We start from the raw sequence: 24,304 nt of genomic DNA, 5'->3' as shown, positions 1-24,304 counted from the left end.
ATCGGGCTTGGCCGACACGACGTACGACGCACACATGGACCGCACCCGCACGCGGGCCCGGGCCGCTGCCCCGGACCCGCGGGTCGCCGGGGTCACGGGACGACGAGGGTGATCGTCTCGGCCACGCAGACCGGCCGCTCACCGCCCTCGGCCTCGACCGACCACGAGGTGCGGACCTGGGCCCCTGACGACACCGACGTGACCGACCTGAACGTGGCCGAGCCCCGGATGCGGGTGCCGGTGCGCAGTGGTGCGGGGAACCGCACCTTCTCGGAGCCGTAGTTGAGCCGGGCGCTGCCCGCTTCGATCCGGAAGAGCCGCAGCCCGAATCCCGGCAGCATCCCGAGCGTGAGCAGGCCGTGCACGATGGTGCCGCCGAAGGGCGACTCCGCGGCCCGCGCGGCGTCGACGTGTATCCACTGGTGGTCGCCGGTGAGGTCGGCGAAGGTGTCGACATCAGCCTGGTCGAGGGTGACCCAGTCGGTGGTGCCGAGCGGCTCGCCGACGCAGGCCTCGATCTCCTCGATGCTGGAGAGGACGCGCATTCAGATCACCCGCTCGAAGACCGCCGCGAGACCCTGGCCGCCGCCGATGCACATGGTTTCCAGCGCGTAGCGTCCCTCCCGGCGCTGCAGCTCGCGGGCGAGCGTCGCCAGCATCCGGCCTCCCGTCGCTCCGACGGGATGGCCCAACGAGATCCCCGAGCCGTGGACGTTGGTGCGCTCGTGGTCGGCGTCGGTGAACTTCCACTCGCGCATCACCGCCAGCGCCTGCGCGGCGAACGCCTCGTTGAGCTCGATCAGGTCGATCTCGTCCAGCGACAGGTCGGCCCGGTCGAGCGCGGCCTGGGTCGCCGGGACGGGACCGATGCCCATGATCTTGGGCTCGACACCCGCGACCGCCCAGCTGACCACACGCACCAGCGGGGTGAGGCCGAGCCGCTCGGCATTCTCCGGGGTGGTGACGATCGACAGCGACGCGGCGTCGTTCTGACCGCTGGCGTTGCCGGCCGTCACAGTCGCCTCGGGATCCACGCCTGCGAGGATCGGCTTCAGCTTCGCCAGCGACTCCATGCTGGTCTCCGGGCGGGGGTGCTCGTCGACGGTGACGACCGTGGACTCGCCACGGCGACCGGGCACCGTCACGGGGACGATCTCCTCCGCCAGCACGCCGGACTCCTGGGCGGCGACGGCGCGCTGGTGCGACTGCACGGCCAGAGCGTCCTGCTCGTCGCGAGGGATCGCGTACAGCCGGCGCAGGTTCTCGGCGGTCTCGAGCATCCCGCCCGGCACCGGGTAGTGGCGCCCGCCAGCGGTGGAGCGGGCCCGGGCCAGGCTGTCGTGCATCGTGACCCCCGAGCGAGCACCGCCCCAGCGCATGTCGGTGGAGTAGAACGAGGCGTTGCTCATGCTCTCGGTGCCGCCGGCCACGACCAGGTCCATAACGCCGGTCTGCACCTGCATCGCGGCGTTGAGCACGGCTTGCAGCCCGGAGCCGCAGCGCCGGTCCAGATGCTGGCCCGGCACGCTGACCGGGAGCCCTGCGTCGAGCGCCACGACGCGGCCGATGGCGGGCGCCTCGCTGTTGCCGTTGCAGTGGCCGAGGATCAGGTCGTCGACCTCCTCGCCCGGCAGGCCGGTCCGCTCCATCAGGCCCCGGAGCGCCGCGACTCCCAGGTCGACGGCGGTGAGGTTGGCGAACATGCCGCCGTAGCGGCCGATCGGGGTCCGGATCGGTTCGCAGATGACTGCTTCACGCATGGGCATGGGGAGTGCCTTCCTTCAGAGGGTGTGCGTCGAGGGTGGTGCGGGGCGCGCCGTCGGGGCCCGACAGCTGCGCTGTGACCCGGGACGAGTGCTCGTCGTGGGTGATGCGGGCGGGCTCGGCGCAGAACAGCGGAGCCCGGTTGCGGTGCTGCAGGCGGACCGGCCCGTCCAGCGCTCCCGCCTGCCAGAGGGACTCGGCCAGCAGGAGCGTCATCAGCGGTCCGTGCACGACCAGCCCGGGGTAGCCCTCGACACCGGTGGCATAGGGCCAGTCGTAGTGGATCCGGTGGGCGTTGGCCGAGGCCGCGCTGAAGCGCATCAGGACCGTCGGGTCGGTGACCACGTCCCAGCCGGCCACCTCGGTCTCGTCGCCGGTACGGCGTCGCAACGGCGGGCCGGACGGCTCCTGGTCGGTCGGCGGGAGCGGGGCGGAGCCGGAGCGGGCGCCCGCCTCGCGATAGAGGATGTCCTGACGCTCGACCAGGCATAGCCGGCCGTCCTCGCCGAGCACCCTCGACTCCACCACCACGAGCACGAGCGGTCCGGAGCGACCGGTCTTGTCGGACGCCGACAGGACCCTGGACTCTGTGCGGACCTGCTCCCCCACCACCGGAGCGCGGTGCCAGGCGACCTCGCCGCCGGCGAACATCCGCCGGGGCAACCCGACGGGCGGCAGGAAGGAGCCCGTCAGCGGGTGGCCATCGGAGCCCAGCACCGACGAGGGGCTCCAGCGGGGCAGCGCCACCCAGTGCCAGAGCGGCGGGAGCGGATCGCCGAGCTCAACTCGGCGGCCGTCGTCCAACAGCGCAGTCAACGCCTGCACGGGCACGGGGCCGACGACCTCGACGGTGACCGAGGTCGTCGGTTCCCACCCGTCGTACGAGGGCCCCTCGTAGGACGCGCCCGGTGAGGGGGCGAAGGGAGCAGGCACTGTCACATGAACCGTCCACCGGTGACCTCGGCGACGGTGCCGGTCATGTAGGACGAGAGGTCGCAGGCGTAGAAGAGCGCGACCGAGGCGACCTCCTCGGGCTCTCCGGGGCGACCCATCGGGATCTCGGCCATCTTCTGGTCCCATGCCTTCTGGGGCATCGACTCCGTCATCGCCGAGCGGATCAGGCCGGGCTGGATGGCGTTGACCCGGACCCCGTGGTGGGCCATCTCCTTGGCCGCGGCCTTGGTCATGCCGACGATGCCGGCCTTGCCGGCGGAGTAATTGGTCTGCCCGACCATGCCGACCTTGCCGGAGAGCGAGGAGATGTTGACGATCGAGCCGGCCTTCTGCTCCCGCATGCGGGCCGCTGCCAGCCGGGTGCCGTTCCAGGTGCCCTTGAGGTGGACGCTGATGACGAGGTCGAAGTCGTCCTCGGTCATGGTGCGCATGGTGGCGTCGCGGGTGATGCCGGCGTTGTTGACGAACACGTCGAGGGAGCCGAAGGCGGCGACCGCAGAGTCGACCAGTCCCTGGACCTCGCCGGCGTCGACCACGTCGCAGCGCACGCCGAGGGCGCGCTCGGAGCCGAGCTCGGCGGCGGCCTTCTGAGCGGCGGCCTCGTCGAGATCGCCGATCACGACGCGGGCCCCCTCCTCCACGTAGCGGCGGGCGATGGCCAGGCCGATGCCCTGGGCGCCTCCGGTGACGACGGCGGTGCGGCTGTTGAGCAGGGACATGGTCAGGCTCCTTCGTTGCTGCGGTCACGAGCGATCAGCTGGGCGGCGATGACGTTGCGCTGCACCTCGTTGGTGCCCTCGCCGAGGATCATCAGGGGGGCGTCGCGGAAGTAGCGCTCCACCTCGTACTCCTTGGAGAACCCGTAGCCTCCGTGGACGCGCATGGCATCGAGGGCCACCTGCATGGCAGTCTCGGAGGCGAAGAGCTTGGCCATCCCCGCCTCCATGTCCGCGCGGCGACCGGAGTCGAGACGCTCGGCGGCGTCGGCGGTCATCAGGGCCGCCGCCTTCGTCCGGGTGGCCATGTCGGCCAGCAGATTGCCCACGGACTGGTGCTTCCAGATCGGCTTGCCGAACGACTCGCGCTGCTGGGCGTAAGTGACCGCGTCGTTGAGCGCGGCCCGGGCGACGCCCACGGCACGGGCTGCGACCTGGATCCGGCCGAGCTCCAGGCCGCGCATCATCTGCTGCCAGCCAGACCCCGGCTCCCCGCCGAGCACGCAGGACGCGGGCACCCGCAGGCCCTCGAACGTCAGCTCGCAGGCCTCGACGCCGCGGTAGCCGAGCTTGGGGATCTTGCCGGAGACAGAGAGGCCATCACCGGGCTCGGCCAGCAGCACGCTCATTCCCGCATGCGCAGGGGAGGCGTCGCGGTCGGTCTTGCACAGCAGGCCGATCAGCCCGGAGTGCTGGGCGTTGGAGATCCAGGTCTTGGAGCCGTGGACCACGAAGTCGTCTCCGTCGCGGACCGCGTAGGTGCGCATCGCCTGCAGATCGCTGCCTCCGCTGGGCTCGGTGAGGGCCATGGTCGCCCGTACGCTGCCGTCGGCCATCCGGGGCAGCCAGTGGCGCTGCTGCTCGGCGGTTCCGAAGGTACGGATCAGGTACGTGATCACCGAGTGCCCGCCGATCGCCCCGGCCAGGCTCATCCAGCCCCGGGCGAGCTCCTCGGTGACCCGTGCGAAGCACGCGGTGCTGACATCCACGCCGCCGTGCTCGGCGGGGATCAGGAGCCCGAAGAAACCGAGCTTCTTCATCTCCTCGATGAGCTCTTCGGGATAGACGTCGTCCGCCTCGTAGGTGCGCACGTTGGGCCGCACGCGCTGGTCGACGAAGTTGGCCACCAGACGGACCATGTCCTGCTCGTCGGGGGTCAGAGCGTTCGTGGTGCTCATCGGTTCTCCTCGTGCTCGGAAGGGTTCTGGGAGGTGGGGAAGGTGGTGACGATTCGCCGGGCCCGGTCGAGCACGGGCTTGTCGACCATCCGGCCGTCGACGACAGCGACGGCACCATCGGCGACGGTGGCCAGCACCCGCTCGGCCCATCGGACCTCGTCGGCCGAGGGGGCGAACCCGGCGCGCACCGCGGGCAGCTGGCGGGGGTGGATGCAGAGCTTCCCGGCGAAGCCCCGGCGCCGGGAGCGGGTGCTGTCCAAGGTCAGCAGGTCGGGTTCGTCGACGGCAGCGGTGACGCCGTCCACCGGTCCGGCCAGCCCCGCGGCCGCCGAGGCCAGGACCAGCCCTCCACGAGCCGCGGCCAGCGCCTCGTCGTCCTCGGGATCGACGCCGAGCTCGGCGGCGAGGTCGAAGGTGCCGATCGCGAGCCGTACGACACCGGGTGCGGCCGCCAGCACCGGGGCCGCCAGCACCCCGCGTGCGGTCTCGATCAGGGCGACGATGGCGGAGCCCTCGGGGAGCCGCGCGAGCAGGGCGGCGAGGTCTTCGGGGTCCTCGGCCTTGGCGACCATCACGGTCACGCCGGTGGGCAGGCCGGCGAGCGCCTCGACGTCGGCCTCACGCTCCGCGGTGTCGGCGTTGACCCGCACCGCACAGGGTCCGGTGGCGGTCGGCAGCCAGGCGGTCACGGCGGCGCGCGCGGCCCCCTTGGCCGCCAGCGCCACGGCGTCCTCGAGGTCGAGTACCACCACGTCCGCCCCGGCCGCGGCGGCCTTGTCGAACCGCTCGGGCCGGTCGCCGGGCACGAAGAGCCAGGTGACCGCCGTGGCACTTGACCCGGTCATGCCGGCACCCCGCTGCCGTCGCCCACAACACCGGCGCGGACGAGCTCGTCGATGCGTACGCGCTCGAGACCCAGCCGCTCGGCCAGCAGCTCGGTGCTGTGCTCGCCGATCCCGGGCGCGTGGGCGCTGCCGGCCGACGTCCCCTGCACCTCGATGGGTGAGCCAGGCGCCAGGTGCGGGCCGACGCCCGGCTGGTCGACGGTGGCGAAGAGCGGGTGGGTGCGCAGGAGCGCGGCGTCGTCGGCGGCGAGGTCGGCGAAGCTGCGGTACGGCGACCACAGGATCCGGGTACGGGACAGGCCATCCGAGACCTCCGCCCACGTGCGGGTGGAGACCCAGGACCCGAGCAGGCCGAAGAGGGCGGCCCGGTGCCGGTAGCGCGCCCCCTCGTCGGCGAAGTCGGCGCCGAGGACCTGCTCCAGGCCGGCCACGACATCTCCGAGCCCTGTCATCGCCAGCAGGTCGCTCCACTGTCGAGGGGTCAGGGCGACGAACATGAAGCGGACGCCGTCCGAGGTGGTCAGGTCGGTGCCGAACGTGCCGTGGATGGCATTGCCCTCGCGCTGGCGCACACCGCCGAGCTGCGCCTCCGCGAGGTAGCCGAGGTTGCCGGCGAGCGCCAGCGCGACGTCCTCCAGGGCGATCCGGACCGCGCGTCCCTGCCCGGTCCGGCTTCGGTGCCGCTCCGCGGCCAGCAGCCCGGTGGCCAGGTAGAGCCCGGCAGCGACGTCCCAGGCCGGCAGGACGTGGTTGACCGGTGTGGCGAGCCCCTCGGGGCCGGTGATCAGGGGGAAGCCTGTCCCGGCCTGGACGGTGTAGTCGACGGCCGTGCCGCCATCGCGCCGGCCGGTCAGGGTCACGTGGACCAGGTCCGCGCGCCGGGCGCTCAGTGCCTCGTGGCCCAGGTCCGGCCAACGCTCCGAGTTGGTCACCAGGATGCCATCGCCCTCCACGACCAGGTCGGCCACCAGACGGCGACCCGCCTCCTCGGCGAGGTCGACCGCGAGTGCGCGCTTGCCTCGGTTCAGTCCACTCCAGTACAGGCTGGTGCCCGAGGGGGCCAGCGGCCAGCGGCCTCGGTCCGGTCCCCCTCCCAGCGGCTCCACCCGGATCACGTCGGCGCCCAGCTGCGCCAGGGTCAGGCCGGCCAGCGGCGTCGCGACGAAGCTCGACAGCTCGACGACCCGTAGGCCCGCGAGGGGCCCGGCCGGCTGGGCCGTCTCCTGCGCGGTGCCCGGGTGGGGTCTGGAGTGGCTCATGCGTGCTCCTCAGTTCTGTGGTGGGGGGTGCCGGCCGCTGTCACGGCGGGCTCCGTGCGGGGGTGACGACGGCGGGCCCGGGCGCTCACACGCTCACCGCCGACGCGTTCACCAGCTGCTCGTGCCGCGGCTCGGCAGGCGGCCCGACCAGCACGATGGCGAGGGTGACCGCGGCCAGCACCGCGGGCCCTGCGAAGACCAGCAACAGGCTCCCGGTGGGGTAGCTGAGCGCCACCCAGGCGTAGCCCACCGCCAGCCCCGAGAAGCGCACCATGTTGTGGATGCCCAATGCGGTGCCGTTGCCGGCGGCCGGCGAGCGCATCACCCCCAGCGCCGAGACCGACTGCACCGATCCGATCGCGCATCCGCTGATGGCCAGTACGGCGAAGGAGACGACGAGGGGCAGAGCCGGGCCGTCCAGGGTGAGCGCGACCGAGAGCAGGAGCGGGCTGCACGCGAGCACCGCGAGGCCGGCATGCAGGACCCGGCGCGGCGTGATCCGCTCCCCGATCAGGGAGGAGACCGGGGCGAAGAGCGCCATCGAGGCGGCTAGGGCGACGGTGATGGCGCCGATCCGGCTCGGCGAGAGTCCGAAGTCGCGCCCCAACTCCAACGGCGTCGCGACGATGAAGACGCCGAGGATCGCCATCGACGCGCCTGCCGCGACCGTGCTCCGGTAGTAGCGGCGCTCCGCGAACAGCCGCAGGTCGACCAGGGCCCGGCTGCTGCGCCGAGCGAGCAGCAGGTGGCCCAGCACGCCGAGAACTCCCACCGCCACCAGCGCCACGCTCGCCTGCACCTGGCCCCCTTGGCCCACGACGGTCAGGCCAGCGACCAGGCCGCCGGCTCCGACGACCAGGGTGAGCATTCCGGTCACGTGCATCGGCGGGCGGCCGGCCGGGACTCCCGGCACGCTGCGCCACAGCAGCAGGGCCAGCAGACCCGCGAGCAGGGCGTGGGTCACGAAGACCCCACGCCAGCCGACCAGGTCGGCCACGACTCCACCGAGTGGTGGGCCGAGCGCTTGGCCGATCCCGATCGCGGAGGCCCAGGCGGCCATCACCCGCGAGCGGTTGCTGGCCCAGAAGTGCCCCAACGTCTGCTGGACCGCCGGAGGGATCGCCGAGCAGGCCACCCCCTGGAGGGCCCGCATGCCGACCAGGACGCCGAGGTTCGGGCTGAGCGCCGCCCCGAGTCCCGCAAGCACCATCAGGCCGAGGGAGGCGATGAGGAACCGACGAGGACCCAGCCGCTCGCAGAGCCAGCCGGCCATGGGCGCGAACACCACCATGGCGATCGTGAACGCGGCCACCGCGAAGATGACCTCGCGGGAGTCCGCTCCCAGCCCGTCGGCGATCCGGTTGATCGGGGAGGTGATGATCGTGCTGGACAGGGTCCCCAGCGTGGTGCTGGCCAGCAGCACGACGTAGGCGACCCGGTTCGGCTGGTCGGTCATCGCAGGTAGAGCCGGACTGTGTCGATCTCCTCGCGTAGCAGCCGGACGTCCTCCGACGTGGGCCAGGGCGTCTCGAGCACCTCGTCGGCGACCGCGAGGTCCCAGCCGGTGGCCGATCGCACCTGCTCGACCGTGACGCCAGGGTGCACCTGGGCCAGCTCGAGCTCGCCGAAGCGGTCCGGGCGGCGCAGCACCCCCAGCGGAGTGATCACCGTGGACACCCCGTGCCCGGGCGGCACCGCCCGCGGGTCGAGGTCCCGGACTCGCACCGGGCTCGGCGAGGTGCAGAAGTCGAGCTCGGCCGGAAAGGCGCCCGCGTCGTGCCTGCGCAGCACCGTGATGCACTCCTTGGCATTGGGCATGATGTCGACGGCGCCACCCGAGCCGGGAAGCCGCACCGTAGGGGTCCGCCAGTCGCCGATGAAACTGGTGTTGAGGCTCCCCCACCGGTCCACCTGGGCCGCTCCCAGGAATCCGACGTCCACGTGGCCGCCCTGCAGCACGTAGCCGAAAAGGGCCTGCAGGTTGACGACCGCCTCGGCGCCCGAGACCAGTACGGAGTCCGCGATCCCCTCGGCCATCCCCTCGGGGTGGGCCCCGCAGACGCCGGACTCGTAGACCAGCTCGATGTCGGGGCTCACCGTGCGCATCGCCAGGTCGACGGCCAGAGTGGGCAGCCCCACCCCGGCGAAGACCCGGTGCTTGCCGGCGAGCTCGCGGGCCGCCACGGTGGCGAGGAACTCGGTGCTGGAGACGGTGATCCCCGCCGGGCCCGCCTCGTGCGTGGTACTCACCAGGACCTCCGTCCGTAGTCGACCTGTCCGGAGAGCCGCTCGCCGACCGCGTTGCCCCGCCACCGCCCCGCACCGAGGTGCTCCAGGTAGGCGGCCCGGTCGGGGAGGTCGTGGACCCACTCCTGCAGCCACGACCGCAGCCGCTGGGGGTCCCTGCTGATCGCCGTCCACTCGCGGTAGAAGGCGTTGTCGCGGTCGTAGTGGCCCTGTGCGTACGACGGGTGGGCGCCACCGGGGCAGTGCACCACCGCGTCGACCGCGTGGGCCGGAACCAGAGTGCGGTTCGGGTCCGCGCGGACCACCGCGTCGTCGACGATCTCCTCGACGGTGACGATCACCTTGCGCGCCGCGTAGGCGACCTCCTGGATCGCACCGACGATGCCCCAGACCTGGACGTTGCCGAAGCGGTCGGCGCGCTGGGCGTGCACCACGGTGACGTCGGGGGCCAGCGGCGGGACGACGTGCACGTCGGGGCCGCCGTAGGGGTCCTCCACCTTGCGGATCCGGGGATTCAGCACCGGCAGGTCGCTGCCCGCGTACGACTTGAGCGGGAAGAACGGCAGCCCCGCGGCCGCCGCTTGGTAGCGGCCGTACATGCCGTAGTGGCTGTACTCCTCCACCTCCAGCGGCTCAGGGTCGGAGCGCTCGATGCGACGCCGCAGCTCGTGCAGCGACCCCGCCGAGCCGCTGGCGAAGAAGGAGGCGATCAGCTTGCTGACGCACCCGGCGGCGATCATCTGGTCCGCGATCAGGTCCGGGGTCATCCGGCACAGGGTCAGGTCCCGGCGTCCCTGGCGGATGATCTCGTGACCAGCCGCGAAGGGAATCAGGTGCCCGAAGCCTTCCAGGGCCACGGTCATCCCGTCCTCTACGTGCTCAGCGATCGCGTCGGAGAGCCCGCGGGTCTTCACCTCGGTCATGGCGAGGTGCCCCCTTCCACCGGAGTGCTCAAGGTGGCGGGACGCTCCACGACCTCGTCCTTGACGCCGTCGCCGGATGCCTCCGCCCCTTTCCCTTCGGTGGTGGCGGGACCGGTCCGCGCCGGCAGCAGGAAGGTCGCCACGCCCAGCGCGGCCACGATCACGAGACCGACCAGGCTGCTGATGAGCTCCGGCGCCAGGATGAGGGCGCCGGCCGGCACGCCGATGATCCGGGTGACGGGATGCAGATGCCGCTCCAGCCCCACGGCGTAGCCCTCAAAGGCGCAGGCCATCACGAAGACGCCGACGACGGCCAGGACCACGGTCACGGCGATGTCGCCTGCCGACCCCTGGGCGACGAGCGCCGGGTTCGCCGCGAAGCAGAACGGGATGACGTACTTCACCATGCCCAGGCGCATCGCGGTCAGGCTGGTCTTCATCGGTCTGGTCCCGGCGATGCCTGCAGCCGCGAACGAAGCGAGGGCGACCGGCGGGGTGATGTAGGAGACGGTCGCCCAGTAGATGACGAACAGGTGGGCGGCGATCGGGTCGATCCCCAGGGTGACCAGGGCGGGGGCCATCACGATCGCCAGCAGCACGTAGACCGCGGAGACCGTCATGCCCATGCCGAGCACGAACGAGGTGACCGCACCGGCGATCAGGATCAGCACGACGCTGCCGCCGACGGCGCTGACCAGTTCACGGGCCAGCGACAGCGAGACCCCGGACATGGACAGCCCGCCGATGATCAGGCCGACGCCGGCGATGATGCCGAGGATCTCCGCGATCGTGCGACCGGCCTTGAAGACCACGTCGGCCAGGCCGCGCGCTCCCATCCGGTCCTTGGGGCGCACCATCGTGTAGGCCAGCAGGGCGGCGGCGATGAGGAAGGGTGCCTGTGCCTCGCGGCGGTAGACCACCAGCAGGAACGTCAGGGCGATCAACGCCGTGACGTAGGGCCAACCCCGCAGCAGCGTCGGCAGGAATCGGGGCAGCTCGGCGCGCCGGAGACCGCGCAGTCCGCGACGGGCGGAGTACGCGTCGACCTGGGTGAAGATGCCGAGGTAATAGAGCACCGCCGGGATGGCGGCCGCGACGGCGATCTCGCTGTAGGGCACGCCCACGAAGGAGACCATCAGGAACGCCGCGGTGCCCATGATCGGCGGGGTGATCGAGCCGCCGGACGAGGCGGTGGCCTCGACACCGGCGGCGTACTCGCCGGTGAAGCCGCTGCGCTTCATCGCCGGGATGGTCAGCGGCCCGGTGGTGAGCACGTTGGAGACGGCGCTGCCGCTCATCATGCCCATGCAGGCCGAGCTGACCACCGCGACCTTGGCCGAGCCGCCGCGGCGGGTGCCGAGCATGGCCTGCGCGAGGTCGTGGAAGAACGCTCCTCCGCCGACCGACTGCAGCACGACGCCGAAGAGCAGGAAGCCGACCAGGATCCCGGCGGCGGTCTGCAGCGGCAGTCCGAGGATGCTGTCGACGCCCATCGCGTGCATCCGGGCCGTGCCCTCGAGGTCGAACTGGATGCCGGTGAGGAAATCGATCGGCATCTGTGAGGCGAACAGCGGGTAGACCGAGAAGACGCCGGCGATGATCGTCACCACCAGCCCCGCGGTGCGGCGCAGCGCCTCGAGCACCAGGGCCCACAGCAGGTACGACGCGGCCAGTGCCGTGGTCGGGCCGCCGTAGTCCCAGCCCTCGTTGATGATGTTCTCGGCGTTCAGGCCGAACCACCCCGGGACGGCCAGCGCGACCACGGCCAGCGCGACGTCATACCAGGGCACGGTGCCGCGCTGTCCGCTGCCCATCGGGAACGCGAGGAAGACGATGGGCAAGAACGCGGCCAGCACGTAGTAGAGGAACGTACTGCGCAGCATGCCGCCGCCGAACGGGTTCCAGTAGAAGACCTGGCTGATGGTGATGGCGATGCCGGCGAGCGTCAGCGCGATCACCACCCAGCGCCAGATCCCCCGGCATCGCGCGACGGAGCCGTGCTCCTCGTCCGCCTCGATGAGGACCTTGGTCTCGGTCATCATGACTCCAGGTGCTCGTTCTTCCAGGAGACCCAGGCGTCGTGCAGGTCGCCGTCGCCGCCCTCGGCCTCCAGGAAGGCGTCCCACTCGTCGTCGAGCTGGTCGGCGCGCCCCAGCAGCGCTTCCTGCTGCGCGGCCGCCTCCTCGCTCCAGGCGTCGTTCTCCTCCAGGTAGGAGATGAGCCCCGGGTGGAACGGCACCTCGCGCGGGCCGGCCTGGACCTGATCCAGGTTCCAGGCGTCCGTGGTCGCGGTGGCATCCTTGTAGGAGTCGTAGTTCTCGTTGAGTGCCTCGACGATCGCGCGGACCTCGTCCTCATCGGCGTCCGCGTAGGCGACCACCGGCACGGTGTAGAGCAGGCCCATCGCGGACTCGCCGTCCTCCAGACCGGGGGCGTCGGTGAACTCGCCGATCTCGGTGGAAGGCGCGATCTCCGCCACCGTGGAGACCTTCTCCTCGGAGGTGTCGTCCATGCTCAGCCAGCGCACCGCGACGGCGGACTCGAGCTCGTAGAGCGAGGCGCCGTAGACCTGCTGGAACAGCACGTCGATCTTGCCGTTCTGCAGCGCGCCGGGCTGGTCGCTGTAGCCGACCTCGACGACGTCGACGTCGTCCCAGGTCAGGCCTCCGTAGGCGAGGAACGCCTCGAGCTTGTTGTTGACCGAGGGGTTGGCGGTGATCCGCGGGAACTTCTTACCGCGGAGGTCCTCGAAGGTCTCGATGCCGGAGTCGTCCTTGACCATCAGACCGTGCGGGGCGACCGGCGCCCAGACCACGCGGAGGTCCTGGGGTCCCCAGTCCTCGTTGGCGAAGTCGTAGTCGCCCTCGAAGCCGAAGATGTACTCGTCACCGGTGCGCGCCAGCGATGCCTGCTCCTCACGGAGCGGGGTGAGCCGACCCACCGCGGTGTCGGAGGTGATGACCCGCACGCCGGTGCCCTCGTTGGAGGTGATCGCATCCGCCACCGCGGCCACGTCGGCGTAGGTGGAGGTCCCGGTGCCGTAGGTGCTCCAGACGATCTGGTCCGGCATGCCCTCGGTCACCTCGGTACCACCGCAGGCGGCCAGGGAGAGGGCGGTGATCGCGGCCAGCGCGGTGCCGATGACAGGCTTCCTCATGGCAGTTCCCTTCATCATGTGAGCCCGTCGGCGGACCCTGTGTCACGCGTCACTCTCCCTAGGTATCGCTGACATATCCAATACTTTGTGGAGCGCCGATTCATGTCGGACAGGTATCAAGCAACCCCTATCGGTTGTTTCTGGTGTCTCAATAGAGTGGCGAAGATCACCCCACCGGAAGGACGCCCACTCTCGTGAAGAGCGCCAGCACCGCCGTCAGCCCAGCCGTCACCCTGGACGAACTGCTCGATCGGCTCGAGTTCACTGCATCGGACGGAGACCTGGTCGGGAGGCCCCAGTCGCACCCGGAGGACCGAGTCTTCGGCGGCCTGCTCCTCGCCCAGGCCGTGGTGGCCGCCGGGCGCTCGGTGCCCGTGCACCACCGGCCCTTCACCCTGCAGGCCGACTTCGTCGCCGGCGTCCCCACCGATGAGCCGCTTCGCTGGCGGGTGGAGCACGTCTCCGAGGCCGCCAGTCTGACCACGCGCCGCACCACCCTGGTCGCGCCCGACGGCACCGAGCGCTTCACCGCGCTGTCGCGTTGGGGGACGATCCGCGAGGACCTCCCCGACCACCGTCCAGCGCGCCACCGCGACGTCCCCGACCCCGAGGAACTGCCGGGCCTGACAGAGCGGTTCGGCGACGACGAACGGATTCCCACCTGGTGGCGCGCGGAGCGACCGGTGCACTTCCGGCACGCCGAGGCGCCGCCGTACGTCGAGACCACCCCCACCCAGGACCATCAGTCGGCCTGGGTGCGCGCCACGGGCCGCCTGCCCGACGACCCGGTGGTCCACGCCGCGCTGGTCGCCTACGTCACCGACATGAGCATCCTGGAGGGAGCGTTCCGCGCCCTGGGCTCCCAGCGGCACGCGCCCGGGAGCCGGATCCTGAGCCTGACCCACACCCTCGCCTGGCACGCCCACCCCGACCTGAGCCAGTGGCACCAGTTCGACAGCGACGTGCGTGCCGTCGCGCACGGGCGCACCCTCGGCGAGGGCAGGATCTTCGACCGCGACGGCCGCCACGTGGTGACCGCGGGCCAGGTCGGCCTCGTCAGGCTGGGCAGCTGAGCCGGGTCACACCCCCGTGGGAACTCCTGGCGGCGTAGGCAGGGCCACCTCCGAGGCCCGCAGGACCTCGCGCAGGGCCGGGTTGTCGTCCCCCTCGCGCCACGCCAATCGGGCGTAGACGGGCTCGCGCCCCTCGACCAGCGGCACCACCGCGACGCCGTCGACCGGCACATTGGCGACTGCGGTGTCGACGGTGAAGGTGATCCCGACACCCGCGGCGACTAGCGCGATCGCGGTCCACGAGTCCGGAGCGGCCTGCACGATGTCCGGCGCGAACCCGGCCTCGTGGCAGGACCTGATGAAGGCGTCCCGCACGCTGGATCCAGGGTCGGCCGGCAGGGAGACGAACGGCTCGTCACGACAATCGGCCATGCTCACCTCCTCCCGGCCGGCCAGCCGGTGCCCGGCCGGGACGGCGAGCACGTAGCGCTCCGCGGCCACCACCCGGGAGACGACACCCACCGGCTGTGCCGCGAAGCGCACGAACGCCAGGTCCATTCCCCCGTCGACGACCAGCCGCAGGCCCTCGTAGGCGTAGGTGACCGACTGCAGGCTGAGCTCGATCCCCGGGTGACTCTGGCGGACCAGACGGGCCAACTGGCTGATCAGCACGTGCGAGGAGGGGCCTGCGAACCCGACCCGGACCCGGCCCGTCTCCCCGATCCCGGCCGCGCGCACCGCCGACCTGGCCACCCGGACCGCCTCCAGGGCGTCCGAGGCAGGACGGATCAGTGCCTGCCCCGCCGTGGTGAGCCGAACGCTCCGGGTGGTGCGCTCGAAGAGCTGGGCGCCGAGATCCTTCTCCAGTTGCTTGATCGTGCGGCTCAGTGGCGGTTGGGCCATGTGCATCCGCTCGGCGGCGCGACCGAAGTGCAGCTCCTCGGCGACGGCGAGGAAGGCACGGAGCTGATGGAGGTCCATGCCCCAGTGATACCACCCACTGATATCACTGGGAACACAATCGGCGCACTATTAAGTATTGGACGCCGCCCAATCAAGCGGGCCATGGTTGCGACATGCCTCACACCGCTGACTCCTCGCTCCCCCTCGCCGGCATCACCGTCGTGGCGCTGGAGCAGGCCGTGGCTGCACCGCTGGCCACCCGCCACCTCGCGGACCTCGGTGCCCGGGTGATCAAGATCGAACGGGTGGGCGAGGGCGACTTCGCCCGCAACTACGACCACGCGGTCCACGGCCTCGCCTCGCACTTCGTCTGGCTCAACCGGGGCAAGGAGTCGGTCGCGCTTGACCTCAAAGACCCCGAGGGCCTGGCCGTCGGCAAGCAGCTGATCGCCGGCGCAGACGTCTTCGTGCAGAACTCCGCCCCCGGAGCCGCCACACGACTCGGTCTCGAAGGTGAGCAGCTACGGATCGACAACCCCGGCCTCGTCGTGGTCAACATCTCCGGCTACGGCACCGATGGTCCCCGGCGGGACCGCAAGGCCTACGACATGCTGATCCAGGCCGAGACCGGGCTGATCTCGGTCACGGGCACGCCTGAGACCGCGACCAAGACGGGAGTCCCGAGCTCGGACATCGCCGCCGGCCTCTACACCGCCCAGTCCGTGCTGGCCGCGCTGCTGCGCCGGGCTCGCACTGGCGAGGGCGCGGTCGTCGACGTCTCCATGTTCGACGCCACGGCGGAGTGGCTGGGCCACCCGATGTACATGCAGATGTACGCCGGCCGCCAGATCCCCCGGATGGGGCTGAGCCACGCCTCGATCGCGCCGTACGACGCCTATCCCACCAGCGACGGCCAGATCCTGATCGGCGTCCAGAACGACCGCGGGTGGAGCGCGCTCGCCGACGTCCTCGAGCGTCCCGATCTGGCGGTCCACCCCCGCCTGGCCACGAACGTCCTGCGGGTGCGCAACCGCGCTGAGTGCGACCGGGTGGTCGCCGAGCTGACGATCCGGCAGACCACCGCAGAGCTCGACGGCCGGCTCGCCGCCGCCGGGGTGCCGGCTGCCCAGCTCAACGACATGCAGGGCCTCATCGACCACCCGCAGCTCTCCGCCCGCGACCGCTGGCGCGAGATCGAGAGCCCGGCCGGCCCGTTGCGCGCCCTGCTCCCCCCCACCACCTTCCGCGACGTCGAGCTCCCCATGGGCGCGGTCCCCGCCCTCGGCGAGCACACCGCGGACGTGCTGCGCGAGCTCGGCCTGGATGCCGCGCACATCTCCCGGCTCCGCGAGTCCGGCGCCGCGCAGGTGGCTGCCCCCGCCGCCGCCGCGCGCTGACCGACCGACAGCCGAGTCCCAAGCACCGACCCATCCAGCAGAGGGAGCCCCATGGAGACCGAAGAGTTCGCCGCAGTCCTCGACGCGGTCCGCACGTTCGTGCGCCGCGAGGTCGTGCCGGCCGAGGAGGAGATCGAGGAGACCGACCGGATTCCCGACCGGATTCGCGAGCAGGCGGCGGCCATGGGGTTGTTCGGCTATGCGATCCCCGAGGAGCACGGCGGCCTGGGCTTCTCGATGTCGGAGGAGGTCCGGCTGGCGATCGAGCTCGGCTGGACCACTCCGGCCTTCCGCTCGATGTTCGGCACGAACAACGGCATCGCCGGCCAGGTGCTGGTCAACTTCGGCACCGACGAGCAGAAGAAGCGGCTCCTGCCGGCACTGGCCTCCGGCGAGAGCGTTGCCTCCTTCGCCCTGACCGAGCCCGAGGCCGGCTCCGACCCCAGCGGGATCCGGACCCGCGCCGTGCGCGCCCAGGACGGTTACGTGCTCAACGGCCAGAAGCGGTTCATCACCAACGCCCCGGACGCGGACCTCTTCATGGTCTTCGCCCGCACCGACGATTCCACCTCCGGCACCCAGGGCATCTCCGTCTTCGCCGTGGACGCCAGAACCGAGGGCATCGAGGTCGGCCCCAAGGACGTCAAGATGGGCCAGCGCGGCGCCACCACCAGCGAGGTCTCCTTCACCGACGTCCGGGTCCCCGCCGCCGACCTGGTCGGCGGGGTCGAAGGCGAGGGGTTCGGGGCCGCGATGCGCTCCCTGGCCAAGGGCCGGCTGCACATCGCCGCCCTCTGCGTGGGCATGGCCCGGCGCCTGATCAAGGAGAGCGTCGACTACGCGGCGTCCAACCGCCAGGGTGGCACCCCGATCGGGGAGTTCCAGCTGGTTCAGGCGCTGCTCGCCGAGTCCGAGGCTGAGGCCTATGCCGGCCACGCGATGGTGCTGGAGGCGGCCCGGGCCTACGACGACGGCAGCGATCAACGGCTCGCGCCGTCGAGCAGCAAGCTCTTCTGCACCGAGATGGTCGGCCGGGTCGCGGACCGCGCGGTCCAGGTGCACGGCGGCATGGGTTACATGCGCTCGGTCCCGGTGGAGCGGTTCTACCGCGACGCCCGGCTCTTCCGGCTCTATGAGGGCACCAGCGAGGTGCAGAAGATCATCATCGCCAAGCAGCTGCTGCGCGGGGCGGCGCGATGACGGCCCAGGCGAGGGCGGCCCAGGCCCCGCCCGGTGACCGGCCCGCGGTCCGGGTCGAGGACCACGGCGCCGTCCGGGTCCTCACCCTGGACCGCCCGGAGCGGCGCAACGCCCTCGACCTCCCGGACCGCCGAGAGCTGCTGGCTGCCCTGCGCGTCGCCAGCGCCGCGCCCGGCTGCCGGGCGTTGGTGCTGACCGGCGCGGGAGCCTTCTTCTCCGCCGGGGGCGACATCAACTCGATGTCGCCGGACCCCGAGGTCTCGCGCCAGCGCCTCGACGTGGTCAACGAGGTCACCCGCGAGCTGATCGACACCGACCTCCCCGTCCTCAGCGCGGTGGAGGGCGGAGCCTTCGGGCTCGGCCTGGCGCTGGCCTGTGCCGGGGATCTGGTGGTGACCGGTGCCTCCGCCCGCTTCTCGGCCTCCTTCGCCAGGATCGGGCTCGCCGCCGACACCGGCCTCTCGTGGACTCTCCCCCGCCGGGTCGGGCCCGGCCGAGCGCGCGTCATGCTCCTGACCGCGCGGACCGTCGAGGCTCACGAGGCCGAGCGGATCGGCCTGGTCGACGAGGTGGTCGAGGACGGGACGGCGCTCGAGCGCGCCTTGGAGCTGGCCGGAAGGCTCGCGTCCTTCTCAGCCCCCGCCACCGCCGCGACCAAGCAGCTGCTCGCGGCGTGTGGCGGGACCCTCGACGAGCTCCTCGAGGCCGAGGCGCGGATCCAGGTCGAGCTCCTGGCCGGGCCCGACTTCGCGGAGGGACGCGCGGCCTTCCTCCAGCGCCGGGCCGCGACCTTCACCCAGCCCAGTCAGCGCGGCAGCGGCGAGTAGAAGACGAGGGCGTTGCCCTGGTTGTCGTAGACGACCGCGCGTCGTTCGTGGGCGTCGTTGTAGGCGGTCCGGATCACGGCGCCGCCGGCCTTCTCGACCGCGACGACGGCCGCGTCGACGTCCGCGGTCTTGATGCCGGGAACGACCCGACCCGGGAGAGGATGGTCGACGGCGGTGGCCAGGGCCAGGGTGAGCGATCCGCCGTCGAGGGCGGCGAAGTGGGCGCCGTCGCGGAACTTCAGCGTCATGCCGAGGCTCTCGGTGTAGAACTCGATCGATTCGTCGAGGTTCTCGGTGCTCAGCATCAGCATCCGCACGTCGTAGTCGCTCACGCGGCATCCTCCAGCGTCAGGCCCGGGCGCCCGCGCGGAACTCCGGATGAGCCCGTGGGCCGGGTCGGATCCTCACCCTAGACCCGGCTCGAGGTCGCCCGGCCGGGGGCAGCGACAGCTGCGCGTGAGGCTCAGTCCCCCACGGTGGACGCGCTCGCCTTGGCGATCAGCGTCGCGGCGTCCTCGGGGAGCAGGAAGCCGCCGGCGACCGCAGCCTGGGCCGCCTGCGTGAAGCGCTCGACGTACGTGGTGTGGCTGCCGTAGAGCTCGCGCAGCCGCGCGGCGTCGAAGCGGGTGGTGAACCCGTTCAGCGGCACCATCTTGGTGTCGCCGGAGAGGGTGGCCACCGGCACGTCGACCTGCGGGCTGCGGACCCCGCCCAGGGCGTTGCCGTTAGCGTCGCGGACGATCGCGCCGTCGGCGGTGCGGATCGGCTCGGCACTGGCGGGCGCGACGCCGTCCACGATCCAGGTGCGCATCGCCCGCAGCGCGGCGGAGGCGAGGTAGCGCTGGGGTCCGTCGTTGACCAGGCCGAGCACCGGCGAGAGGTCGCGGGCGCCCTCGAACTGGCGCTGGTACATGGCGTTCATGATCGCCACCAGGTACCGGTCGGAGTGCGCCGTGCCGGCCAGCTCCCAGGTGCGGATCAGGTCGGTGTCGGGCTGGCGGGCGGCGCTGAACATCGTGTCGGGGGCGCCGCCGCCGGTCTCGAAGAGCTCGGTCTCGGAGACCAGCTGCATCACCGGCACGTCAAGGTCGGTGCGCACCCGCACCGGGGAGGGTGCGTCTGGACCGGCCGGGCCCTGCGGGGCGGCGCCCTTGGTCTGCTCGCCGAGCGGGGCGTTGACGCCGGAGCGGGCGTGGATGATCAGGCCGTCGTAGACGTCGGCGACCGGCTGGATGGCGTTGGCGTAGGTGATCATCCGGAACGCCGACTGCGACTGCCCGGCGGCGATCAGGTGCTCGACCTCCATCCCGGGCAGCGGGTCGACTCCGGCGGCCGAGCGCAGCGCCCGGCCGGCCTGGCTGAAGATGTCGTAGGAGTAGGCGTCGCCGGGGTGCACCAGGTCGCCGTAGCGCGCAGGGTCCCAGTCGCGCAGGCCCCGGACGCTCTCGCCGACGGTGCTGGCGCCGCCGAGGCTGTTCACGCCGACGCTCTGCGCGGAGACGCCCACCCAGGCGTAGCCCTGGCGGAGCAGCTCGTCGTACATGTAGGGGAAGGCGACGTCGGCGTCGGAGTTGCCGGAGACGTTGAGCCACTCGACCAGCACGGTGCCGTTGAAGTCCGCGGCGTCCTCGGGCGCGCGCACCAGCAGCCGGGTCCGGTACGCCGCGGTGTCCTGCGCGCGCACTCCCCACTCGCCGTTCGAGGTCCAGGCGCCGGCGCGCTGGTACGACGTGGCGGTGCCGCTGAGGAAGTACTCGGTCTCCGCGTAGCCGTGGGAGGCCAGATCCAGCGTGGTCGCGGTCCCGGGGAAGCCGTGCTCCCCGCCGGTGACCGGGCCGGTGATCCGCGGTTGCGCGGCCTGGCAGTCCCGGAACCCGCGGCGAGCGGCGACCAGCACCGTCCTCGCACCGGCGCGCCGGACCTTCGCCTGCCGCAGCTGGGTCCCGGCTCGCTTCCTCTCTCCCCTGGCCTCGGCCAGCCGCGCGCGCTTCCTCGGCGTCGGGTGGGCCGCGAACCGCTTCCTGGCCCGGTCGACGGCTCGGTCGGCGCGCGTCCAGGTGGCGGCGCGCTTGGCGACCGCCTTCTGGGCCTTCACCAGCGCCTTCTCGGCGCCGGTGAGGGCCTGCTGCTGGGACGCACAGCCGATCGGTTCGCTCGCCACCGGGCCGGCGACGGACGGCACCGTGGGGCCGAGGCTCAGCCCGGCCAGGGCCAGGAGGAGCACGAGGGAGCGGAGGACATGACCGAACAAGGCGGGCTCCTGACTCGACCGGCTGCTCGGCGGCACCGCGGTCAGCTGATGCGCCGCGGGTCTCCACGGCAGGGTCACCCTAGGCGGCACGTGACGCGGGTCACAGGCACTTCCCGCTGGACGGAACCACGGACGTCGGGCTCGGTTCATCCGCGGCAGGTGAGCCGAGCGAACCGGCCCCCAGCGTGGCGGCCAGCATCGCGATCGACGGGGCCACCACGTGTCAGGACCTCGCCCCCTGCCCCTCGGAGCCGCGGGCCCAGGCGCCGACCCGACCGGGATCGTCGGTGATCGCCCGCCCGACGACCGCCGCCACCAGGACGCAGAACGCCACGACGTACAGCCACGCCAGATAGGTGAACGCCACCCCGATCGAGCCGTAGCGATCGGCGCTGACCTCGAGCGCGTGCGGCAGCCAGACGGCCGACGTCGGGCGCACCACCAGCATCAGCGCCGCGAAGAGGAGGCCCGCCGGCACCAGGCGCCGCAGCTGGACGGCCCCCGAGAGCAGCAGCCAGGGCACGAAGACCATCAGCAACAGATCGCAGGCGAAGGCGACCACCCGCCGCCAGATCTCTCCCGGGGGGACGGCGGCGGCGAACCCACTCACGGCCCGCACCACGACCAGCGAGAGCGCCATCGTGACCACCACCGCCAGCCATCGCCAGGCCACCCGCAGGCTGCTCTTGGGCCGCGGCAGCTCCCAGACCGCCGCGAAGGCACGGGTCAGCGCTCGCGACAGGCTGGTCGCCGATGCGAACACGATGAGGGCGCCCACCACGCCGAAGCCGGTTCCCCCGGAGGTGTGGACCGCCTCGTCCAGCACCGAGCGGGACCCCTGGGGCAGAAGGACCGCGTCCGCGACCCGGCCGGTGTGGTCGTCGTCCAACCACGTGGCGAGCAGGATCAGGATCGGGAACACCGACGTGAAGAACTGGGCAGCGATCGTCATCGAACGGTCGAAGATCTCGATCTGCACGCAGGACGCCACACTGCGGAACCCGATCCCCCCGAGCCCGCGGGACAGCAACCGGAGGATCGGGCGCCGCAGCCGCTGCGGCAGGCGCTCGAGAGCCGCGTACGCCGCGGCCTCGGCCGAGCCGGGAGCCGGCGCCCCGGGCGGCAACTCAGCGTCCGTGCGGGACGTGCCCATCGGCGCCCTCCTCCCGATCCCCGCTGGTCTCAGCCTGTCGCCTCCCCCGTCGCGCGTCATCCCTCGTGGGTGAGGAGTTCTGCCGCACAGCCCGTTGCTCGCAGCTCCGCTCGGCTATCCGTTCGGCGGACCTCTGGCCGCCGACCTCGAACGGCACGACCTGGTCGTCGTCGCCGTGGATCACCAGGGTGGGGACGTCGAAGGCGTCGAGGTCGGTGCGGAAGTCGGTGGCGGAGAACGCGGCGATGCACTCGTAGGCGTTGCGGTGACCGGCCTGCCCTGGCGCCAGAACGCGACCGGTGCCGCGCCGGCCGATGTAGCGGGCCGCCTCACCGCCGCCGGTGGAGAAGCCGACCAGGGTCAGGTCGTTCAGGTCGACGGTGTCGACGAGGCAGGTGAGGTGGTCGGCGTAGGTGTCCATGTCGTTGCCAAACCTGCTCTGGCTGGAGCGTTGTGGCCTCGGCGGTCGTGCGCGATGACCCGGTAGCGGTAGTCGGCGAGGGGGAGCATCTGGGCCTCCCCGCTGCCGCTGCTGAGCGGCCAGGCGTGCGAGAGGAGCACCGGGCGGCCCTCGCCCTAGTACGGGGTGCTCCCCCGCGGCTGGCGGGAGTAGGCCGTCGCCGAGCGCGGCGCGCAGGAAGTGGGTGCAGGCCCGAAATGAAGGCGCCCCTGACCGGGGTTCATCCAGATCAGGGGGCCAAGAGATCTCGCCGACGCAGAGGGCGCGGCGCGGGTTCGGACGGATCGAAGCGCGGGACAACGGACGCTTCCGCGCGGCCTACACCGGACCCGACCGTCGGCTTTACCGAGCCCCGATTACCTTCGTTTCTCGAGACGATGCGGGGGCCTGGCTATCGGCTCGGCGGGCCGAGATCGAGATGGAGGTCTGGGCCCCGGAGGTAGCGGCCCGCGGGGCGGCAAGCCGGTCACTACCGACGCCGCAGGCCTACGCCGACATGGCTCGAGACGCGAAAGACCCCGGGACGCGCGCTACGACCCACGACCCGGCGGCAGCACCGGATGCTCCTCAACATGTTCATCTACCCGACCTTCGGGGACGAGCGCGTCGACCGGATCTCGGCCGACGATGTCAACCAGTGGTACGACGCCCTGGCACCCGGACGCGAAACCGTCCGCGCCCAGTCCTACAGCTTGCTCCGCACCGCCTTCGCCAGCGCCGCCGCGGAGCGCCCACACCCGCTCGTGCCCTACAACCCTGCTCAGGTACGCGGTGCCGGCAGCGCGAAGCGCGCACACCGCGTCCAGCTCGCCAGCCTCAAGGAGCTCAAGACGATCATCGGAGAGATGCCCGACCGCTACAAGCATGACGCTCCTGGCCGCGTGGTGCGCCATGCGCTTCGGCGAGCTGACGGGGCTCCGGCGCTCTACAAGGTCTACTACCTGGCCCGTGAGGCGGCGGGCCGCCCGGATCTCCGGTGGCACGACCTCCGCCACACGGGTGCTGTCCTGGCCGCGCAGACCGGTGCCACGCTTACTGAGCTCATGAGTCGCCTCGGCCACTCGACCCCAGGTGCGGCGATGCGCTACCAGCATGCGGCTGCCGACCGCGACGCCGAGATCGTCTGGCGCCTGTCGGAGCAGACTGGCTCATAGGCGCTGAAAAGACGTCCCCGGCCCGTAGCCGTCCCAGGCGACCCAGGGACGGCTCAGAGAACCAAATTGACCGTCCTAGACTCGCGACGTCGAAACTACATTTGCTCCGAGGCGTAACCCGCCGGCTCACTCCGCAGAAGGGCCACCGTGCTCCGCCTTAGCCGCTGGCGGCACAGCAACCTTAAGAACGCACTGGACCAGCTCGCGTCGAGTTTCGATGAGCCTTCCGTACTGGTTGCGGAACCTCTGGAGTGGCATCACGGCGTATCGCCCGTCGGCTCGCGTCGCGAACTCGAACTTGCGCGTCTGTCTCAGCAAGTTCCTCGCTGCTTGACTTGTCTCCTCGTCACAGATGAACACAAGTTCCCAGTACGCCTCGTAGGTCGCACGAATGTCGTTTGCCTTTGGGTCGTTGACCACCTGAAACTCGTCGGGTGCGTCTGCGGACGCTCGAGCCATAACGAAGTTCGCTTGGTAATCCTTCGCGTACTGGCGGGACTCGACGATGAAGCGTGACGCCGCGCTTCGGACGTCCTGGCGCCATTGGTGCCGCACTTCGCGCTCGTGCCTTGCCACGTCTTGCTTGTCCCGTCGAGCGTCGCTCGCCCGAGTCGAGAGGAACGCGACCAACGCGCCGAGAAGCGTGGCTACTACCGAAAGGGACCCAGCGAGCAGTGCGACGAACCACCAGGGGGCGGTGCTCGTTGTCGCAGCGTCCCCTGCAGCGTCTAGGAGCATCCAGGGTATAGACAACGATGTCGGCACAACTGAACGTTATCGCTACTCGCTGCATCCACAATCGTTAACAGGGGGCGCGCCAAGACTCTGAAGCGCCCCAGGTTCTCGGCCGTTCCTATACGGGGTGCGGCTCTCGGTTGAGGGCAGCGTAGTGGGCTTGCTCGT

The 24,304-nt window shown here is 71.4% G+C and carries 23 protein-coding genes and 1 pseudogene; 6 read left to right on the top strand and 18 right to left on the bottom strand.

Features of this window, described 5'->3' with window-relative positions:
- Nucleotides 1-92: 92 nt before the first annotated feature.
- The 12 genes from AC6EH9_RS18425 to AC6EH9_RS18370 form a co-directional block, all read right to left on the bottom strand.
- Complete coding sequence (locus tag AC6EH9_RS18425; RefSeq protein WP_498425134.1) at nucleotides 93-545, bottom strand: MaoC family dehydratase; 453 nt, start codon at nucleotides 543-545, stop codon at nucleotides 93-95.
- Nucleotides 546-1,760, bottom strand: coding sequence for an acetyl-CoA C-acetyltransferase (locus tag AC6EH9_RS18420; protein ID WP_498425133.1), 1,215 nt, complete (start codon nucleotides 1,758-1,760; stop codon nucleotides 546-548).
- Nucleotides 1,753-2,697: an HTD2 family dehydratase gene (locus tag AC6EH9_RS18415; protein ID WP_498425132.1), complete on the bottom strand. Its 945-nt coding sequence runs from the start codon at nucleotides 2,695-2,697 to the stop codon at nucleotides 1,753-1,755. The genes AC6EH9_RS18420 and AC6EH9_RS18415 overlap by 8 nt, the downstream gene beginning before the upstream one ends.
- 2 nt (nucleotides 2,698-2,699) lie before the next feature.
- Entirely contained in the window at nucleotides 2,700-3,437 is a 738-nt protein-coding gene (gene fabG, locus AC6EH9_RS18410; protein ID WP_498425131.1) for a 3-oxoacyl-ACP reductase FabG, read from the bottom strand.
- A 2-nt stretch (nucleotides 3,438-3,439) separates the two neighbouring features.
- Nucleotides 3,440-4,612, bottom strand: a complete 1,173-nt coding sequence (locus tag AC6EH9_RS18405; protein WP_498425130.1) for an acyl-CoA dehydrogenase family protein — start codon at nucleotides 4,610-4,612, stop codon at nucleotides 3,440-3,442.
- Complete coding sequence (locus tag AC6EH9_RS18400) at nucleotides 4,609-5,457, bottom strand: HpcH/HpaI aldolase/citrate lyase family protein (RefSeq protein WP_498425129.1); 849 nt, start codon at nucleotides 5,455-5,457, stop codon at nucleotides 4,609-4,611. Before AC6EH9_RS18400 ends, AC6EH9_RS18405 begins: the two co-directional genes overlap by 4 nt.
- The gene (locus AC6EH9_RS18395) at nucleotides 5,454-6,716 is read right to left on the bottom strand and encodes a CoA transferase (protein WP_498425128.1); all 1,263 of its coding nucleotides are present in this window, start codon (nucleotides 6,714-6,716) and stop codon (nucleotides 5,454-5,456) included. Before AC6EH9_RS18395 ends, AC6EH9_RS18400 begins: the two co-directional genes overlap by 4 nt.
- An 85-nt stretch (nucleotides 6,717-6,801) precedes the next feature.
- Nucleotides 6,802-8,172 (bottom strand): MFS transporter, encoded by a 1,371-nt coding sequence (locus tag AC6EH9_RS18390; RefSeq protein WP_498425127.1) that lies wholly within the window; start codon nucleotides 8,170-8,172, stop codon nucleotides 6,802-6,804.
- Nucleotides 8,169-8,966, bottom strand: a complete 798-nt coding sequence (locus tag AC6EH9_RS18385) for a CoA-transferase subunit beta (protein ID WP_498425126.1) — start codon at nucleotides 8,964-8,966, stop codon at nucleotides 8,169-8,171. Before AC6EH9_RS18385 ends, AC6EH9_RS18390 begins: the two co-directional genes overlap by 4 nt.
- A complete protein-coding gene (locus AC6EH9_RS18380; RefSeq protein WP_498425125.1) occupies nucleotides 8,963-9,886 on the bottom strand; it encodes a CoA transferase subunit A in 924 nt (307 codons plus the stop codon). Before AC6EH9_RS18380 ends, AC6EH9_RS18385 begins: the two co-directional genes overlap by 4 nt.
- The gene (locus AC6EH9_RS18375) at nucleotides 9,883-11,925 is read right to left on the bottom strand and encodes a TRAP transporter permease (protein WP_498425124.1); all 2,043 of its coding nucleotides are present in this window, start codon (nucleotides 11,923-11,925) and stop codon (nucleotides 9,883-9,885) included. Before AC6EH9_RS18375 ends, AC6EH9_RS18380 begins: the two co-directional genes overlap by 4 nt.
- Entirely contained in the window at nucleotides 11,925-13,043 is a 1,119-nt protein-coding gene (locus AC6EH9_RS18370; protein ID WP_498425123.1) for a TAXI family TRAP transporter solute-binding subunit, read from the bottom strand. Before AC6EH9_RS18370 ends, AC6EH9_RS18375 begins: the two co-directional genes overlap by 1 nt.
- Before the next feature lie 194 nt (nucleotides 13,044-13,237).
- Here AC6EH9_RS18370 and AC6EH9_RS18365 point away from each other — a divergent pair, with 194 nt between their 5' ends.
- Nucleotides 13,238-14,116, top strand: a complete 879-nt coding sequence (locus tag AC6EH9_RS18365; RefSeq protein WP_498425122.1) for an acyl-CoA thioesterase — start codon at nucleotides 13,238-13,240, stop codon at nucleotides 14,114-14,116.
- 6 nt (nucleotides 14,117-14,122) lie between these two features.
- On the opposite strand, the gene AC6EH9_RS18360 is transcribed toward AC6EH9_RS18365, so the two are convergent.
- Nucleotides 14,123-15,037, bottom strand: a complete 915-nt coding sequence (locus AC6EH9_RS18360; protein ID WP_498425121.1) for a LysR substrate-binding domain-containing protein — start codon at nucleotides 15,035-15,037, stop codon at nucleotides 14,123-14,125.
- A 95-nt stretch (nucleotides 15,038-15,132) separates the two neighbouring features.
- Between AC6EH9_RS18360 and AC6EH9_RS18355 the strand changes: the two genes are divergently transcribed.
- From AC6EH9_RS18355 to AC6EH9_RS18345, 3 genes are read left to right on the top strand one after another with little or no spacing between them, the layout of a single operon-like run.
- Nucleotides 15,133-16,356, top strand: coding sequence for a CaiB/BaiF CoA transferase family protein (locus AC6EH9_RS18355; protein WP_498425120.1), 1,224 nt, complete (start codon nucleotides 15,133-15,135; stop codon nucleotides 16,354-16,356).
- Nucleotides 16,357-16,407: 51 nt separating this feature from the next.
- Nucleotides 16,408-17,556: an acyl-CoA dehydrogenase family protein gene (locus tag AC6EH9_RS18350; protein ID WP_498425119.1), complete on the top strand. Its 1,149-nt coding sequence runs from the start codon at nucleotides 16,408-16,410 to the stop codon at nucleotides 17,554-17,556.
- Nucleotides 17,553-18,383 carry an enoyl-CoA hydratase/isomerase family protein gene (locus AC6EH9_RS18345; RefSeq protein WP_498425118.1) on the top strand — a complete coding sequence of 277 codons (831 nt, stop codon included), beginning with the start codon at nucleotides 17,553-17,555 and terminating at the stop codon, nucleotides 18,381-18,383. Before AC6EH9_RS18350 ends, AC6EH9_RS18345 begins: the two co-directional genes overlap by 4 nt.
- On the opposite strand, the gene AC6EH9_RS18340 is transcribed toward AC6EH9_RS18345, so the two are convergent.
- The 4 genes from AC6EH9_RS18340 to AC6EH9_RS18325 form a co-directional block, all read right to left on the bottom strand.
- Nucleotides 18,362-18,715 (bottom strand): VOC family protein, encoded by a 354-nt coding sequence (locus AC6EH9_RS18340; RefSeq protein ID WP_498425117.1) that lies wholly within the window; start codon nucleotides 18,713-18,715, stop codon nucleotides 18,362-18,364. The two genes, AC6EH9_RS18345 and AC6EH9_RS18340, sit on opposite strands and share 22 nt — an antisense overlap.
- A 131-nt stretch (nucleotides 18,716-18,846) precedes the next feature.
- Nucleotides 18,847-20,634: an alpha/beta hydrolase domain-containing protein gene (locus AC6EH9_RS18335; protein ID WP_498425116.1), complete on the bottom strand. Its 1,788-nt coding sequence runs from the start codon at nucleotides 20,632-20,634 to the stop codon at nucleotides 18,847-18,849.
- A gap of 223 nt (nucleotides 20,635-20,857) precedes the next feature.
- Nucleotides 20,858-21,787 (bottom strand): YihY/virulence factor BrkB family protein, encoded by a 930-nt coding sequence (locus AC6EH9_RS18330; RefSeq protein WP_498425115.1) that lies wholly within the window; start codon nucleotides 21,785-21,787, stop codon nucleotides 20,858-20,860.
- The gene (locus AC6EH9_RS18325; RefSeq protein ID WP_498425114.1) at nucleotides 21,762-22,208 is read right to left on the bottom strand and encodes an alpha/beta fold hydrolase; all 447 of its coding nucleotides are present in this window, start codon (nucleotides 22,206-22,208) and stop codon (nucleotides 21,762-21,764) included. Before AC6EH9_RS18325 ends, AC6EH9_RS18330 begins: the two co-directional genes overlap by 26 nt.
- Nucleotides 22,209-22,431: 223 nt before the next feature.
- Between AC6EH9_RS18325 and AC6EH9_RS18320 the strand changes: the two are divergent.
- Both AC6EH9_RS18320 and AC6EH9_RS18315 read left to right on the top strand, forming a co-directional pair.
- A pseudogene (locus AC6EH9_RS18320) lies at nucleotides 22,432-22,653 on the top strand (hypothetical protein); the annotation flags it as partial.
- Between the two features lie 166 nt (nucleotides 22,654-22,819).
- Nucleotides 22,820-23,401 carry a site-specific integrase gene (locus AC6EH9_RS18315; protein WP_498425189.1) on the top strand — a complete coding sequence of 194 codons (582 nt, stop codon included), beginning with the start codon at nucleotides 22,820-22,822 and terminating at the stop codon, nucleotides 23,399-23,401.
- Nucleotides 23,402-23,527: 126 nt separating this feature from the next.
- On the opposite strand, the gene AC6EH9_RS18310 is transcribed toward AC6EH9_RS18315, so the two are convergent.
- Nucleotides 23,528-24,166 (bottom strand): hypothetical protein, encoded by a 639-nt coding sequence (locus AC6EH9_RS18310; protein WP_498425113.1) that lies wholly within the window; start codon nucleotides 24,164-24,166, stop codon nucleotides 23,528-23,530.
- Nucleotides 24,167-24,304: the final 138 nt, after the last annotated feature.

The sequence above is a fragment of the Nocardioides sp. Z21_20 genome (genome assembly GCF_059766585.1).
Note: the sequence above shows the minus strand (reverse complement) of the source record. Positions and strands in the feature narration are given on the sequence as shown.